This window comes from Streptomyces sp. NPDC007856 (assembly GCF_042868225.1).
In the GTDB taxonomy this organism is placed as follows: domain Bacteria; phylum Actinomycetota; class Actinomycetes; order Streptomycetales; family Streptomycetaceae; genus Streptomyces.
Map to the genome: position 1 here is coordinate 14,740 of NZ_JBIAEC010000020.1, position 14,468 is coordinate 29,207.

Sequence of the window (14,468 nt, forward strand, 5' to 3'; positions counted from 1 at the left end):
TCCCCCGAATTACCCCCGTCACAGGGAGTCTAGGGATGTCGAACATCGGGGGGAACTATTTCAGGCCCGGCCCGCTGACCGAAACCCGGGCCTTGTCGACGGGCGCCCGCGCACGCTTCAACTCGCCCCGTTGACGGGGTTGAAACCGGGCCGGAGAGTGGTAATCCCGGCGAGGGGGACAAGCGCGGCTCCGGTGCCGCGCCGCGGATCGGGGGGTCTGCCATGAGGTCTGCCACGAGCACCGAGACCGCGCCGCGTGCCACGACGGTGCCCTGGAAGGACGTCCTGCTGTCCGCGATCGCCGCGGTGAGCTGGGCGTTGATCGGTATGGCGGGCACGGCCGCGCTCGGCCTGCACCTGCTGAAGGCGGACGCGGCCGGCTCACTCGGCCCCATGACGGCGGCAGTTGTGGCGCTGGGGGTGGGTGGCTCGGTCACGCCGTCGGGCGATGTGTCCGCCTTCGGACTGAAGGGCGCCGCGGCCCGCACTGCCATCGAGATCACGCCACTCGGGGTGAGCCTGGCCGGTGCCCTGCTGCTGTCGTGGTTCTTCCTACGGTCCTTGCGCAGGGCCGGAGTTGTCGTCGCGCCCGCCGAACTCCTCGCCCGCGCGGGCACGGTGGTCGCGCTCTTCGTCGCGCTGCTGGGCGGTCTCGCCTGGGCGGGTCACGACGTCGTCACCATCGACGGCGGCTCGCTCGGGCTGGACAAGCTGCCGGGCACGGGCGGCGACGGAGGCGGACGGCTGAGCATCCCCGGCCTCGGCGACGTGAGCGGACTGCTGCCGGGCCGGATCGGTGACCTCGTCCATGCCAGGGCCGCGGTCGGCTTCACCGTGGACACGACGGCCACGCTGCTCGGCGGCGCGCTCTGGTGTGCTGGCGTCCTGCTGCTCGCCCTGCTCGCCTCCCGTCGCGCTCCCCTGCCACCGGGCTGGTCCGCCGTGCACCGGGTGGTACGGCCGGCGGTCTCGGCGCTCGTCACCGTGCTGCTGGTGGCCGTGGCGGCGGGGCTCGCGGCGGCGGCGTACGCGGCGATCGGCGACGACCATCCCGGGCGGATCGCCGGTGCGGCCCTGCTCGGCGCGCCGAACGGGGTCTGGCTCGGCCTGCCCCTCGGTCTGTTCGTCCCCTGGGACGGCCACGCCTCCGGCGTCCTCGGCAGGTCCCTCCCCCACCCGCTGGACCAGTTCCTCGGAGCGCACACCGATCAGCCCGTGACACTGGGCCGGCTGGCCGACCTGGACGGCCGGGTGTGGCTGCTGACCCTGGCCGCGGCCCTGGCGATGCTGCTGGCCGGCGTCCTGACGGCGGTCCGCACGCCGGTGGTGCGGCAGGCCGACAGCGCCCTGGGTTTCGCCGCGCGGTGCGGACTGCGCCTGGGCATCACCACCGCCCTCGCCCTGCCCCTGCTCGCCTGGCTGACGGGCGTGTCCGTCACCTCGTCCCTGTCCGTGCTCGGCTTCGACGCCTTCGACGCCGGCCTCGAACTGCACGGCCGCCTCGGCATGGCCCTGCTCCTCGGCGCGGCGTGGGGCGCGGGCGGCGGGGCGATCGGCGCCCTGACGGCCTGGGCGACGGGGGCGGCGGGGGGACGGGCGGTTTGGGCGGCTCGCGGGGTGCCGGGGGGCGTGGCGGTCGGGGGTGACCGTGGTGGCGGGCGCGAGGGCGCCGGTGGTTCCGGACGCGGCGACGGTGTCGGGCCGTATGCGCCGAGCGCGCCGTACCGTCCGCCGAACCCTGACACGAATCCGTATCTCCAGGTGCCGGAGGACCTTCAGGTGCCGCGGGACCTGCGCGAGGAGGCGCCGGGTGCCGGGCCGGGGCCCGCCGGGGACGACATGTACGGCGCTCCGACCATCGCCCGCCCGCTCGGCTCCGCTCCCCCGCCGCCCCGGCGCCGTCCCCCGGCCCGGCGGGGTGAGCGCCCGCAGGGCTCCGACGGCACCGAATGGCCACCGCCGCCCCCTCCGCCGCCGCCCCCGGCACCTCCGGGGAAGCCGAAGCGCCGGGGGTGAGTCGGCCGGGGGCGTGCACAAGCGCACGTCCTGCCCGCCGGGGCATCTCGTGGCACAGTCGTGGTGGGGCCGGGGGCCGCCGTGTGCGGGCGGGCGGTGTCTCCCGGTGGCAAGATCCCTGACACCGGCGCGACATCCATTGTTCCGTGTCCGTCAGTCGGACCTCGACGGCGGACGGCACTGGGTGCCGGATACGGTGGTGACACCATGAGCGCTTCGCAGACCTCCGCTGAACAGACCCCCGAGGTCCCCACCCTCCTCGTCAAGATCTTCGGCAAGGACCGGCCGGGCATCACGGCGGGTCTCTTCGACACCCTCGCCGCCTATCTCGTCGACGTGGTCGACATCGAGCAGGTCGTCACCCGGGGCCGCCTGGTGCTGTGCGCGCTGGTGACGCAGCCGCCGGCCGGCCTGGAGGGCGATCTGAGGGCCACCGTGCACAGCTGGGCCGAGTCGATGAAGATGCAGGCGGAGATCATCTCGGGGCACGGCGACAACCGGCCCCGCGGCCTCGGGCGTTCGCTGGTGACCGTCCTCGGCCATCCGCTGACCGCCGAGTCGACGGCCGCCATCGCCGACCGGATCGCGAAGGCCGGAGGCAACATCGACCGCATCTTCCGGCTCGCCAAGTACCCGGTGACGGCAGTGGAGTTCGCGGTGTCCGGCGTGGAGACCGAGCCGCTGCGCACGGCCCTGGTCACGGACGCGGCGGCACTGGGTGTCGATGTCGCGGTCGTCGCGGCGGGCCTGCACCGGCGCGCTCAGCGCCTGGTGGTCATGGACGTGGACTCCACGCTGATCCAGGACGAGGTCATCGAGCTGTTCGCGGCGCACGCCGGCTGCGAGGACAAGGTCGCCGAGGTCACGGCGGCGGCGATGCGCGGGGAGCTGGACTTCGAGCAGTCGCTGCACGCGCGCGTGGCGCTGCTGCGGGGGCTGGACGCCTCCGTGGTGGAGAAGGTGCGCAACGAGGTACGGCTGACGCCGGGCGCCCGCACCCTGATCCGCACGCTGAAGCGGCTCGGCTACCAGGTCGGGGTCGTCTCCGGTGGCTTCACCCAGGTCACGGACGATCTGAAGGAACGGTTGGGCCTGGATTTCGCACAGGCCAACACGCTGGAGATCGTCGACGGCAAGCTCACCGGCCGGGTCACCGGCGAGATCGTGGACCGCGCGGGCAAGGCCCGGCTGCTGCGCCGGTTCGCCGCGGAGGCCGGGGTGCCGCTGTCGCAGACGGTGGCGATCGGCGACGGCGCCAACGACCTGGACATGCTGAACGCGGCCGGTCTGGGCGTCGCCTTCAACGCCAAGCCGGTGGTCCGCGAGGCCGCGCACACGGCGGTGAACTTCCCCTTCCTCGACACGGTCCTGTATCTGCTGGGCGTCACCCGGGAAGAGGTCGAGGCGGCCGACACGCACGACGAGGGCTGAGCAGGCCTGAGATGCGCGAGGGCCCGGTACCGCACAGGTGCCGGGCCCTCGCCGCATGGGTGGGTCACTCCTCGGGCGCCCAGTAGTCCGTGAGCGTGGCCACGCCCGGCTCCAGGCTCTTCCAGGGGCCGTCGAAGGACAGCAGCGCGAAACCGGCGGCCGGGAAGCCGCGGCGGTTCATCCGGTCGCGGGCGTCGCCCTCGGCGGTGCCGGACAGGATGTCGGCCAGGCCGTGGACGCCCGGGTTGTGGCCGATCAGGATCACGTTCCGCACGTCGTCCGGCGTCTCGTTCAGCACGGCGATCAGTTCGCCGGGCGAGGCCTCGTAGACCCGCTCCTCGTAGACGGTCTTCGGCCGGTGCGCCAGTTCGTGGACGGCGAGCTTCCAGGTCTCGCGGGTCCGGTTGGCGGTGGAGCACAGGGCGAGATCGAAGGTGATGCCGGTGTCGGCCAGCTTGCGTCCGGCGACCGCGGCGTCCTTGCGGCCGCGCTCGGCGAGCGGGCGCTCATGGTCGGACACCTGGGGCCAGTCGGCTTTCGCATGCCGGAGGAGGACGATACTGCGAGGTTCTGCGGCGCTCATGTGACCCAGCTTCGCATGAAACAGGCCATGCGGCGCAGGGAGTTGACATGCGGATTCATCGCGTACGGAGGCTCCTGGTCAGCGCGTGAGGAGCTGGTGGGCGCGCTCGAAGAGGTGCGTGATCGCCGGGTCGCCGCTCGCCGCGTGGGCGTCCGGCGGGTTCAGTATCAGCGCCAGCAGTGCGATGAAGGCGAGCGCGGGGAGGGCGAGGGCCCACCAGGGCAGCCGGATGTCGACGCCGCCCGTGGTCGCCGGGTGGGGCCGGGAGTGGGTGCGGGCCGACATGATCGCCTCCGTGGGTCTTCGAGCGGGTCCGTGACCGGGTCGTGCGGTCACATCTCGAAGCTACGGAATCCGGGGTGGCCAAGCCATCCGGACTTCCACCCAGTTGACCCTGACCCTTTCCCCCTAGGGGATGGTGGAGCTAACCCCACCATCCGCCCGAAGACGCGGGCCGGGACGCGGCCGTCACGGGGAGGCGAGGGTCGCGATGACGGCGATGATCACGAAGATGGCGAAGAACGAGCCGAAGACGATCAGCATCTTCTTCTGGCCGTTCTGCGGGTTCGGGTCGAGCACAGGCTGCATGCGCCCAGTCTCGCACCCTCCGCTCCGCGGGGGTCGGCCGGGGCGGTCGGTGCGTCCCGCCCCGCGGCCCGACCCCCAGGTCAGCCTGCGGTCGCCTCGTCCTCGACCGTGCGGTTGCGGCCCGCCAGGAAGCCCACCAGCATCTGCGGCAGCATCAGGCCCGTCATGAGGGCGATCGGCAGGCCCCAGCCGCCGCTCTGCTGGTAGAGCACGCCGACCAGCAGCGGGCCGGGGATGGAGATCAGATAGCCGGTGCTCTGCGCGAAAGCGGACAGCTGGGCCACGCCCGGCCCGCTCCGGGCCCGCATGCCGACCATCGTCAGGGCCAGCGGGAAGGCGCAGTTGGAGACGCCGAGCAGGAGCGCCCAGGCCCAGGCTCCGGCGGCCGGCGCGAAGTACAGGCCCGCGTATCCGGCGAGCCCGCACACGCCCAGGACCAGCACGATCGGCCCCTGGTGGGACAGCCGGGCGGCGACCCGCGGGATGACGAAGGCCAGCGGCACGCCCATCACCATGGTGACGGCGAGCAGCACGCCCGCGGTGCCGGCCGGGACACCGGCGTCGCGGAAGATCTGCGGCATCCAGCCCATGGTGATGTAGGCGGCGGTGGCCTGGAGGCGGAAGAAGACGGCGAGCGCCCAGGCCGTGCGGCTGCGGGTGATGCGCAGCGGCGCGTGCTGTACCGCCGCCCCCGCGTGCCGGTCCCCCGCCTGCCGTGTATCCGTGCGCCGTACGTCCCCGTACTGGGCCTTCCCACGCTGCTGCTCCGCGCGCTCCCGCTGCCCCGTCCGCGGCGCGGTCGCGGCCTCGCCGCCACGCTCCCGGACGAGCGGCAGCCAGGGCAGGACGGCGGCGCCCGCGAGGGCGCCCCACACGACGAGGCCGGACCGCCAGCTGCCGCCGAGGGCGTCGGTCAGGGGCACGGTCACCGCGGCGGCGAGGGAGGTGCCGAGGGCGAGGGCCATCGAGTACAGGCCGGTCATGGAGCCGACCCGGTCGGGGAACCAGCGCTTGACGATGACCGGCATGAGCACGTTGCTGACGGCGATGCCCATGAGGGCGAGCGCGCTGGCGGCCAGGAACCCGGCCGTGTTGCCGGCGAACGGCCGTATCAGCAGGCCGGCGGTGATGGCGGCCATGCCGGCGCACACCACGGCGGCCGGTCCGAAGCGGCGGGCCAGCCGGGGCGCGGTGACGCCGAAGACCGCGAAGCAGAGCGGAGGCACGGAGGTGAGCACGCCGGCCACGCTGCCGCTCATGCCGAGCCCGCCGCGGACCTCCTCCAGGAGCGCGCCGAGGCTCGTGATGGCCGGGCGGAGGTTCAGCGCGGACAGGACGATGCCGACGACGACCAGGCGGAGCGCCCACGCGCGCGTGCGGGCGGCGCCGGGGGGCGTCTCGAGGCTGCTCGTCGTGGCGGCCGTACCGGGTTCGGTCGGTGACATCGCCGTACGGGTCTCCGCTGTCCGGGTTTCCTCACATGCCATGAGACCCATCATAGAATCATGGGATGATTGGTTGTCCATTCCGTGTTCCGGCCCCGGGGCGTCCCCGTCCGGGCCTCGCGTGCGAAGGTGTGCCATGCCCCTGAGCCACCCGCGCCGTTCGGCGCTGTCCGAGCAGGTCATCGCAGAACTGCGCAACCAGATCACCTCCGGCGAGTGGCCGGTCGGCGCGCGCATCCCGACGGAGCCGGAACTGGTCGAGCAGCTCGGCGTCGCCCGCAACACCGTCCGCGAGGCCGTCCGCGCGCTCGCCCACAACGGGCTGCTGGACATCCGGCAGGGCTCGGGCAGCTATGTGGTGGCGACGAGCGAGCTGGCCGGCGTGATGCACCGCCGGTTCGCCGACGCCGACCCCCGGCACATCGCCGAACTGCGCGCCGCGCTGGAGTCGGCCGCCGCGAAACTGGCCGCCGAGCGGCGCACCGAGAAGGACCTCAAGCAGCTGGACGCGCTGCTGGACCGGCGCGAGGTGGCCTGGGAGACCGGCGAGGCGGAGGCCTTCGTGACCGCCGACGCCACCTTCCACCTGGCCGTCGTGGCCGCCTCCCACAACGACGTGATCACCGCGATGTACGCCGATCTGAGCGAGGTGCTGCGGGACTGGCTGCGCGCGGACGTGGGCGCGGAGCTGACTCCGGAGACGTACATGGACCACACGCGTCTGGTGGACGCGATCCGCACCGGGGACGCCGAGGCGGCGGCGGCCGAGGCCGCGAGCTATCCGTTCCTGTGCCGCCCGGGCCGGTTCAGCGCCCCTTCCGGTGACTGATCGAGCCGCTCAGTGCTCGTTCTGGTGGCTGATCCACACCGAGCGGACTTCCTTCCAGCACCGGCCCGTCAGCCGTACGGTCATGGCGGGTCCGGTGTCCACCGGTGCGCTGTCGGTGTCGATGTCCCACCAGCGGGCGCACTCGATGTGCAGACGCACGCGATCGGTGTCGACATAGGGATTGTGGCAGTACGCCACCACATGGGAGCCGTGGACGGTCGTACGGCAGGTGGCCCCGAAGCTCGGCGCGGGGGGCTTTCCGTGGTCCACGCGCGCGTAGGGCATCGCGTCGTACGGCAGGAGGAGCACGAGGGCCACGGCCACGGTCACCGGGGCCAGGCTTCGGGACAGGCGCACAACGGGACCTCCTCGGCCGGGCTGGGGAGGGACGCGTGGGGTGAACGCTCAATCCAGGGTGAGCCGCCCGGGCCGCGCGGCGCCCGGCAGGTGGGCCGAACGGGTGACGCCCCGCTCCCCGCGCTGCGGGAAACGGGGCGTCAGGGTAACGAGGATCAGGCGCCGATGGCGTGCAGACCGCCGTCGACGTGGATGATCTCGCCGGTCGTCTTCGGGAACCAGTCGCTCAGCAGGGCGACGATGCCCTTGCCGGCCGGCTCCGGGTCCTTCAGGTCCCACTCCAGCGGGGCGCGGGTGTCCCAGACGGAGGCCAGCTCGCCGAAGCCCGGGATGGACTTGGCGGCCATGGAGCCGATCGGGCCCGCGGAGATCAGGTTGCAGCGGATGTTCTGCTTGCCCAGGTCACGGGCGATGTACCGGCTGGTGGCCTCCAGGGCCGCCTTGGCCGGGCCCATCCAGTCGTACTGCGGCCAGGCGAACTGCGCGTCGAAGGTCAGGCCGACGACCGAGCCGCCGTTCTGCATCAGCGGCAGGCAGGCCATGGTGAGCGACTTCAGGGAGTACGCCGAGACGTGCATGGCGGTGGCCACCGACTCGAACGGCGTGTTGAGGAAGTTGCCGCCGAGCGCGTCCTGCGGCGCGAAGCCGATGGAGTGCACGACGCCGTCGAGGCCGCCCAGCTCCTCGCCGACGACGTCGGCCAGCCGGCCCATGTGCTCGTCGTTGGTGACGTCCAGCTCGATGACCTTGGTGGGCTTCGGCAGCTTCTTGGCGATGCGCTCGGTCAGCGTGGGCCGCGGGAACGCCGTCAGGATGATCTCCGCGCCCTGCTCCTGGGCCAGCTTGGCCGCGTGGAAGGCGATGGAGGACTCCATCAGCACGCCGGTGATCAGGACGCGCTTGCCCTCGAGGATTCCGCTCATGGTGATCAGTGACCCATTCCCAGTCCGCCGTCAACGGGGATGACGGCTCCAGTGATGTACGAGGCGTCGTCCGAGGCGAGGAACCGCACCGTCGCGGCGATCTCCTCCGGCTGCGCGTAACGGCCGAGCGGCACCTGCGAGACGATGTTCTGGCGCTGCTCGTCGCTGAGCACCTTGGTCATGTCGGTGTCGACGAAACCGGGCGCGACGACGTTGAAGGTGATGTTGCGCGAGCCCAGCTCACGGGCGAGGGAGCGCGCGAAGCCGACCAGGGCGGCCTTGGAGGCGGCGTAGTTCGCCTGGCCCGCCGAGCCGAGCAGGCCGACGACGGACGAGATCAGGATGACGCGGCCCTTCTTGGCGCGCAGCATGCCGCGGTTGGCGCGCTTGACCACACGGAAGGTGCCGGTGAGGTTCGTGTCGATGACCGAGGTGAAGTCCTCCTCGGACATGCGCATCAGGAGCTGGTCCTTGGTCACACCTGCGTTGGCGATCAGTATCTCGACCGGGCCGTGCTGCTCCTCGACCTCCTTGTAGGCCTGCTCCACCTGCTCCGGGTCGGTGATGTCGCACTTGACGGCCAGGCAGCCCAGTTCCGTCAGGGCGACCGGCGGCTCACCCGAGCGGTACGTGATCGCGACCTTGTCGCCGGCGTCGGCGAACGCGCGGGCGATGGCGAGGCCGATGCCCCGGTTTCCTCCGGTGACGAGAACCGAGCGGCTCAACGGATCACCCTTTCGTAGCGGTCTGCAGATGTCGGACAACCCGCCCGGACACCTGGATGACAGGCGGCTTCATCGAAAACCTATCGGTACGGCCGGGCCCGTGGGCAATCGGGCACCGACAGTGGCGGGCGGGAGTCACTGTCGGATCCCTACAGAACCGCTCGGTCCGGGCGCGAAACGTGTGGTCCGCCGGGCCGTTCCCGCGACATGATCGGACCCACAGGCCACGACAGCAGGGAGACCTCCGTGCCCCATTCCATCGACGAAGCCTTCACGGCGCTTCCGCTAAGGTCCCTCGCCGACGCCGCTCTGGCACGCGCGCGTGCGCTCGGGGCCGAGCACGCGGACTTCCGGTTCGAGCGGGTGCGCAACGCGTCCTGGCGGCTGCGGGACGCCAAGCCCGCCGGGTCCTCGGACACCACCGACCTCGGGTACGCGGTGCGGGTCGTGCACGGCGGTACGTGGGGCTTCGCCTCCGGTGTGGACCTGACCATGGACGCGGCCGCCAAGGTGGCCTCGCAGGCGGTGGCCATGGCCAAGCTGTCCGCGCAGGTCATCAAGGCGGCCGGGTCGGACGAAAGGGTGGAGCTGGCCGACGAGCCGGTGCACGCGGACCGCACGTGGGTGTCGTCGTACGAGATCGACCCGTTCTCCGTGCCGGACGAGGAGAAGGCCGCGCTGCTGGCGGACTGGAGCGCACGGCTGCTGGCCGCGAGGGGCGTCAACCACGTGGACGCCTCCCTGCTCACCGTGCACGAGAACAAGTTCTACGCCGACACCGCCGGGACCGTGACGACCCAGCAGCGGGTGCGGCTGCATCCGCAGCTGACCGCGGTGTCGGTGGACGAGTCCAGCGGCGAGTTCGACTCGATGCGGACCCTCGCGCCGCCGGTCGGCCGGGGCTGGGAGTACCTGACCGGCACCGGCTGGGACTGGGACCAGGAACTGGAGCGGATCCCGGAGCTGCTCGCCGAGAAGATGCGGGCGCCGAGTGTGCAGCCGGGCCTGTACGACCTGGTCGTCGACCCGTCCAACCTGTGGCTGACCATCCACGAGTCCATCGGGCACGCGACGGAGCTGGACCGGGCGCTCGGCTACGAGGCCGCCTACGCCGGCACCTCCTTCGCCACCTTCGACCAGCTGGGCAAGCTGCGTTACGGCTCCGAGCTGATGAACGTCACCGGCGACCGCACCGCCGAGCACGGCCTGGCGACCGTCGGGTACGACGACGAGGGCGTCGAGGCGCAGTCCTGGGACCTGGTGAAGGACGGCACGCTGGTCGGCTACCAGCTGGACCGGCGGATCGCCCGGCTCACCGGCTTCGACCGGTCCAACGGGTGCGCGTACGCCGACTCCCCCGCGCATGTGCCGGTGCAGCGCATGGCCAACGTCTCGCTCCGGCCGGACCCGGCGGGGTTGTCCACGGAGGACCTGATCGGGAGTGTCGACCGGGGCATCTACGTGGTCGGCGACCGTTCCTGGTCGATCGACATGCAGCGGTACAACTTCCAGTTCACCGGGCAGCGCTTCTTCAGGATCGAGAACGGGCGGATCGCCGGTCAGCTGAAGGACGTGGCGTACCAGGCGAACACGACCGACTTCTGGGGCTCGATGACCGCGGTCGGCGGTCCGCAGACCTATGTCCTCGGCGGCGCCTTCAACTGCGGCAAGGCCCAGCCGGGGCAGGTGGCCTCGGTGTCGCACGGGTGCCCGTCCGCCCTCTTCAGGGGCGTCAACATTCTGAACACCACGCAGGAGGCCGGTCGATGAGCGCCCGTACGAACAAGCCGCACGAGATCGTCGAGCAGGCGCTCGCGCTGTCCCGGGCCGACGGCTGTGTCGTCATCGCGGACGAGTACTCCACGGCCAACCTGCGCTGGGCGGGCAACGCGCTCACCACGAACGGCGTGACCCGCGGCCGTACGCTCACCGTGATCGCGACCGTGGACGGCAAGGAGGGCACCGCCTCCGGTGTCGTGTCGCGCTCGGCGGTCACCGCTCAGGAGCTGGAGCCGCTGGTGCGGGCCGCCGAGACCGCCGCGCGCGGTGCGGGGCCCGCCGAGGACGCGCAGCCGCTGGTCGGCGATGTGCCGCAGTCGCCGGACTTCACGGACGCGCCCGCCGCGACCTCCTCCGCGGTGTTCGCCGACTTCGCCCCGGCGCTCGGCGAGGCGTTCGCACGCGCGCGTGCGGGCGGCCGTGAGCTGTACGGCTTCGCCAACCACGAGCTGGTTTCGACGTACCTGGGCACGTCCACCGGGCTGCGCCTCAGGCACGACCAGCCCACCGGCACGCTGGAGGTGAACGCCAAGTCGCCCGACCGCACCCGCTCGGCGTGGGCGGGCCGCTCCACGCGGGACTTCAAGGACATCGACCCGGGTGCCCTCGACGCCGAGCTGGCGGTACGGCTCGGCTGGGCCGAGCGGCGCGTGGAGCTGCCCGCCGGCCGGTACGAGACGCTGCTGCCGCCCACGGCCGTCGCGGACCTGCTGATCTACCAGTTGTGGTCGGCGTCCGGCCGGGACGCGGCCGAGGGCCGGACGGTGTTCTCGAAGCCGGGCGGCGGCACGCGTGTCGGCGAGAGGCTCACCGAGCTGCCGCTGACCCTGCGCAGCGACCCGAACGAGCCGGGCCTTGAGTGCCCGCCCTTCGTGGTCGCCCACTCCTCCGGCGGGGACCAGTCCGTGTTCGACAACGGGCTGCCGACCCACACGACGGAGTGGATCGGCGAGGGTGTGCTCAAGCACCTGACGACCACCCGGCACAGCGCGGGTCTGACCGGGCTGCCGGTCGCCCCGGTCCTCGGGAACCTGATCCTGGACGGCGGGAACGACCGCTCCCTGGAGGACATGGTCGCGGGCACCGAGCGCGGGCTGCTGCTGACCTGTCTGTGGTACATCCGCGAGGTGGACCCGGCCACGCTGCTGCTCACCGGTCTGACCCGGGACGGCGTCTACCTCGTGGAGAACGGCGAGGTGACGGGGCAGGTGAACAACTTCCGGTTCAACGAGTCGCCGGTCGACCTGCTGCGGCGGGCCACGGAGGCGGGCCGTACGGAGAAGACGCTGCCGCGCGAGTGGAGCGACTGGTTCACCCGGGCCGCGATGCCGGCGCTGCGGATCCCTGATTTCAACATGAGCTCTGTCAGCCAGGGCGTATAACCTCGTAGGCGTTCGTGGTCGGGTGTCACCCGGCTGCCCGAAGATCATCAAGGAGACACGAGAACCGTGACGGACATCGTCGACGAGCTGAAGTGGCGTGGGCTCATCGCCCTCTCCACGGACGAGGACGCACTGCGCAAGGCGTTCGCGGACGGCCCCGTCACGTTCTATTGCGGCTTCGACCCGACCGCGCCCAGCCTGCACCTCGGCAACCTGGTGCAGATCCTCACGATGCGTCGCCTCCAGGAGGCCGGTAACCGGCCGCTGGCGCTGGTCGGCGGTGCCACGGGTCTCATCGGCGACCCGAAGCCGACGGCCGAGCGCACGCTGAACGCGCCGGAGACCGTGGCGGGCTGGGTGGACCGGCTGCGCGCCCAGATCGAGCCGCTGCTGCACTTCGACGGGCCGAACGCCGCTGTCATGGTCAACAACCTGGACTGGACCCAGGGCCTGTCGGCCATCGAGTTCCTGCGGGACATCGGCAAGCACTTCCGGGTCAACAAGATGATCGCCAAGGAGGCCGTCTCCCGGCGGCTGAACTCCGATGCGGGCATCAGCTACACCGAGTTCAGCTACCAGATCCTGCAGGGCATGGACTTCCTGCAGCTCTACCGGCGGTACGGCTGCGCCCTGCAGACGGGCGGCAGCGACCAGTGGGGCAACCTCACGTCGGGCACGGACCTCATCCACCGGGTCGAGCAGGACGCCGTGGTGCACGCGCTCGGTACGCCGCTGATCACCAAGGCGGACGGGACCAAGTTCGGCAAGACCGAGTCCGGCACGGTCTGGCTCGACCCCGAGATGACGACGCCGTACGCGTTCTACCAGTTCTGGGTGAACGCGGACGACCGTGACGTCTCGAAGTTCCTGCGCATCTTCAGCTTCAAGTCCCGGGAGGAGATCGAGGAGCTGGAGCGGCAGACGCAGGAGCGGCCGCAGGCCCGGGCCGCGCAGCGTGCGCTCGCCGAGGAGCTGACGACGCTGGTGCACGGCGCGGACCAGACGGCCGCGGTGATCGCCGCGTCGCGCGCCCTGTTCGGGCAGGGCGAGCTGTCGGAGCTGGACGGCCGGACACTGGCCGCGGCGCTGTCCGAGGTCCCGCACATCCAGGTCGCCGAGCTGGGTCCGGTGGTCGATCTGTTCGCCGAGGTCGGGCTCGTCGCCAGCAAGTCCGCCGCGCGGCGGACCGTGAAGGAGGGCGGGGCCTACGTGAACAACGCGAAGGTCGGCTCCGAGGACGCGGTGCCCTCGTCCGAGGATCTGCTGGACGGGCGGTGGCTGGTGCTGCGGCGGGGGAAGAAGAACCTGGCCGCGGTGGAGGTCGTTTCCGCTTAGCGCCGTGTGGGGCGGGGGGAACACAGCCCCGCGCCCCTTTCGGGGCGCCCCCGCTCAACGAGATCTCACGCCCCGACCCTCTCCTGCTTCCGCTTGCCCAGCGTCGCCATGTACAGGGCGTCCACCGCTGCGACGATGATGATCGCCGCCACGAGCTGGAAGGCGTGCCGGGTCCAGTCGATGCCGCGGGTCTGCGCCACGCCGACGGCGCGGGCGACCGCGTTGCCCACGATGGCGCCGAGCATGCCGCAGATGGTGGTCAGCCAGAGCGGGCTGTGCTGCTTGCCCGGGATGACCGCCTTGGCGATCAGGCCCAGCACGAATCCCACGATGATCGCCCACAACCAGCCCATGGCTGCCTCCTCGTACGGCTCGACGTGAGCATTACGGCAAGTGTGGGTCGGTGGTCCGTACGGCGCATGTCGGGTTCCCCCGTGCGCGGTACGGCCGGTGGCGTTGCCGCAGGCAGCGGGCGACCCGGTCTCGTGGGCTGCGCAGCCGCGGCGTAACGTAAAGGGTCGGGGCGAGCCGATGTGGGCGGATGGTGGAATGCGATGCGGAAACAGCACGGCGGCAACGTCCAGGTGTTCCGGATCACCGGAGCCCGGACGGGACTCGCCGAGGACGTACGGGGCCGGCAGCGCAGGTACGTCATCTCGATGACGATCCGCACGGTGTCGGTGATCCTCGCGGTCTCCCTGTGGAACGTCGAGCGGTACGTCGCCGTCGTGGCGCTCGTCGCCGGGGCGCTGCTCCCCTATATCGCGGTGGTGATCGCGAACGCCGGCCGAGAGCGGCCGCCGTCCCTGCCCTCCACGTTCATCACCGCGCCGACACGGCCGATGATCACGCCGCCGCGGGCGGAGGAGGCGCAGGCGGAATCCGTTCCGGAGGATGCGGCGGCTCGTCCGACGGCGGCGGGTGGTGAGCGGTCGGACCCGATGTGACCGTTGCGGATACGCCGGAAGCGGAATGCCGTCGCCCGTCAAGCTCAAGAAAAGCTCAGATGGATCGTGTAGTTCCAGTGCCGGGCGGCGGGGTAGCCGTGACATACTGCGTACGCGCTCCGCATCCC

At 71.6% G+C, this 14,468-nt stretch carries 15 protein-coding genes; 7 read left to right on the top strand and 8 right to left on the bottom strand.

Annotated features, from left to right (window positions below):
- Positions 1-222 precede the first annotated feature (222 nt).
- Together ACFYOH_RS36265 and serB are read left to right on the top strand one after the other, a co-directional pair.
- A complete protein-coding gene (locus ACFYOH_RS36265) occupies positions 223-2,016 on the top strand; it encodes a streptophobe family protein (protein ID WP_388634799.1) in 1,794 nt (597 codons plus the stop codon).
- A gap of 207 nt (positions 2,017-2,223) precedes the next feature.
- Positions 2,224-3,447 carry a phosphoserine phosphatase SerB gene (serB, locus tag ACFYOH_RS36270; protein WP_388634801.1) on the top strand — a complete coding sequence of 408 codons (1,224 nt, stop codon included), beginning with the start codon at positions 2,224-2,226 and terminating at the stop codon, positions 3,445-3,447.
- A gap of 64 nt (positions 3,448-3,511) precedes the next feature.
- Here serB and ACFYOH_RS36275 read toward each other — a convergent pair whose 3' ends face one another.
- The 4 genes from ACFYOH_RS36275 to ACFYOH_RS36290 form a co-directional block, all read right to left on the bottom strand.
- A complete protein-coding gene (locus tag ACFYOH_RS36275) occupies positions 3,512-4,030 on the bottom strand; it encodes a SixA phosphatase family protein (protein WP_388634803.1) in 519 nt (172 codons plus the stop codon).
- A 78-nt stretch (positions 4,031-4,108) separates the two neighbouring features.
- Positions 4,109-4,315 carry a hypothetical protein gene (locus tag ACFYOH_RS36280; RefSeq protein WP_388634805.1) on the bottom strand — a complete coding sequence of 69 codons (207 nt, stop codon included), beginning with the start codon at positions 4,313-4,315 and terminating at the stop codon, positions 4,109-4,111.
- Positions 4,316-4,498: 183 nt separating this feature from the next.
- The gene (locus ACFYOH_RS36285) at positions 4,499-4,618 is read right to left on the bottom strand and encodes an SGM_5486 family transporter-associated protein (protein ID WP_279617406.1); all 120 of its coding nucleotides are present in this window, start codon (positions 4,616-4,618) and stop codon (positions 4,499-4,501) included.
- Positions 4,619-4,698: 80 nt separating this feature from the next.
- Entirely contained in the window at positions 4,699-6,105 is a 1,407-nt protein-coding gene (locus tag ACFYOH_RS36290; RefSeq protein ID WP_388634807.1) for a CynX/NimT family MFS transporter, read from the bottom strand.
- A 94-nt stretch (positions 6,106-6,199) separates the two neighbouring features.
- Here ACFYOH_RS36290 and ACFYOH_RS36295 point away from each other — a divergent pair, with 94 nt between their 5' ends.
- A complete protein-coding gene (locus ACFYOH_RS36295; RefSeq protein ID WP_388634809.1) occupies positions 6,200-6,892 on the top strand; it encodes a FadR/GntR family transcriptional regulator in 693 nt (230 codons plus the stop codon).
- Between the two features lie 9 nt (positions 6,893-6,901).
- Here ACFYOH_RS36295 and ACFYOH_RS36300 read toward each other — a convergent pair whose 3' ends face one another.
- From ACFYOH_RS36300 to fabG, 3 genes are all read right to left on the bottom strand, one after another.
- Complete coding sequence (locus ACFYOH_RS36300; protein ID WP_388634811.1) at positions 6,902-7,249, bottom strand: hypothetical protein; 348 nt, start codon at positions 7,247-7,249, stop codon at positions 6,902-6,904.
- A 155-nt stretch (positions 7,250-7,404) separates the two neighbouring features.
- Positions 7,405-8,172 (bottom strand): enoyl-ACP reductase FabI, encoded by a 768-nt coding sequence (gene fabI / locus ACFYOH_RS36305; RefSeq protein WP_365721999.1) that lies wholly within the window; start codon positions 8,170-8,172, stop codon positions 7,405-7,407.
- Between the two features lie 5 nt (positions 8,173-8,177).
- Positions 8,178-8,897 (bottom strand): 3-oxoacyl-[acyl-carrier-protein] reductase, encoded by a 720-nt coding sequence (gene fabG / locus ACFYOH_RS36310; RefSeq protein ID WP_388634813.1) that lies wholly within the window; start codon positions 8,895-8,897, stop codon positions 8,178-8,180.
- A 207-nt stretch (positions 8,898-9,104) separates the two neighbouring features.
- Here fabG and ACFYOH_RS36315 point away from each other — a divergent pair, with 207 nt between their 5' ends.
- The 3 genes from ACFYOH_RS36315 (at position 9,105) to tyrS (ending at position 13,393) form a co-directional block, all read left to right on the top strand.
- Entirely contained in the window at positions 9,105-10,667 is a 1,563-nt protein-coding gene (locus ACFYOH_RS36315; protein ID WP_388634815.1) for a TldD/PmbA family protein, read from the top strand.
- Positions 10,664-12,058 (top strand): metallopeptidase TldD-related protein, encoded by a 1,395-nt coding sequence (locus ACFYOH_RS36320; protein WP_388634817.1) that lies wholly within the window; start codon positions 10,664-10,666, stop codon positions 12,056-12,058. Before ACFYOH_RS36315 ends, ACFYOH_RS36320 begins: the two co-directional genes overlap by 4 nt.
- 66 nt (positions 12,059-12,124) lie before the next feature.
- Positions 12,125-13,393, top strand: a complete 1,269-nt coding sequence (gene tyrS / locus ACFYOH_RS36325) for a tyrosine--tRNA ligase (RefSeq protein ID WP_388634819.1) — start codon at positions 12,125-12,127, stop codon at positions 13,391-13,393.
- A 65-nt stretch (positions 13,394-13,458) separates the two neighbouring features.
- Here the strand turns inward: tyrS and ACFYOH_RS36330 are convergent, their stop codons facing one another.
- The gene (locus ACFYOH_RS36330) at positions 13,459-13,746 is read right to left on the bottom strand and encodes a GlsB/YeaQ/YmgE family stress response membrane protein (protein ID WP_388634821.1); all 288 of its coding nucleotides are present in this window, start codon (positions 13,744-13,746) and stop codon (positions 13,459-13,461) included.
- A 201-nt stretch (positions 13,747-13,947) separates the two neighbouring features.
- On the opposite strand from ACFYOH_RS36330, the gene ACFYOH_RS36335 reads away from it, so the two are divergent.
- A complete protein-coding gene (locus tag ACFYOH_RS36335) occupies positions 13,948-14,340 on the top strand; it encodes a DUF3099 domain-containing protein (protein ID WP_388634823.1) in 393 nt (130 codons plus the stop codon).
- The last annotated feature ends 128 nt before the right edge of the window (positions 14,341-14,468 follow it).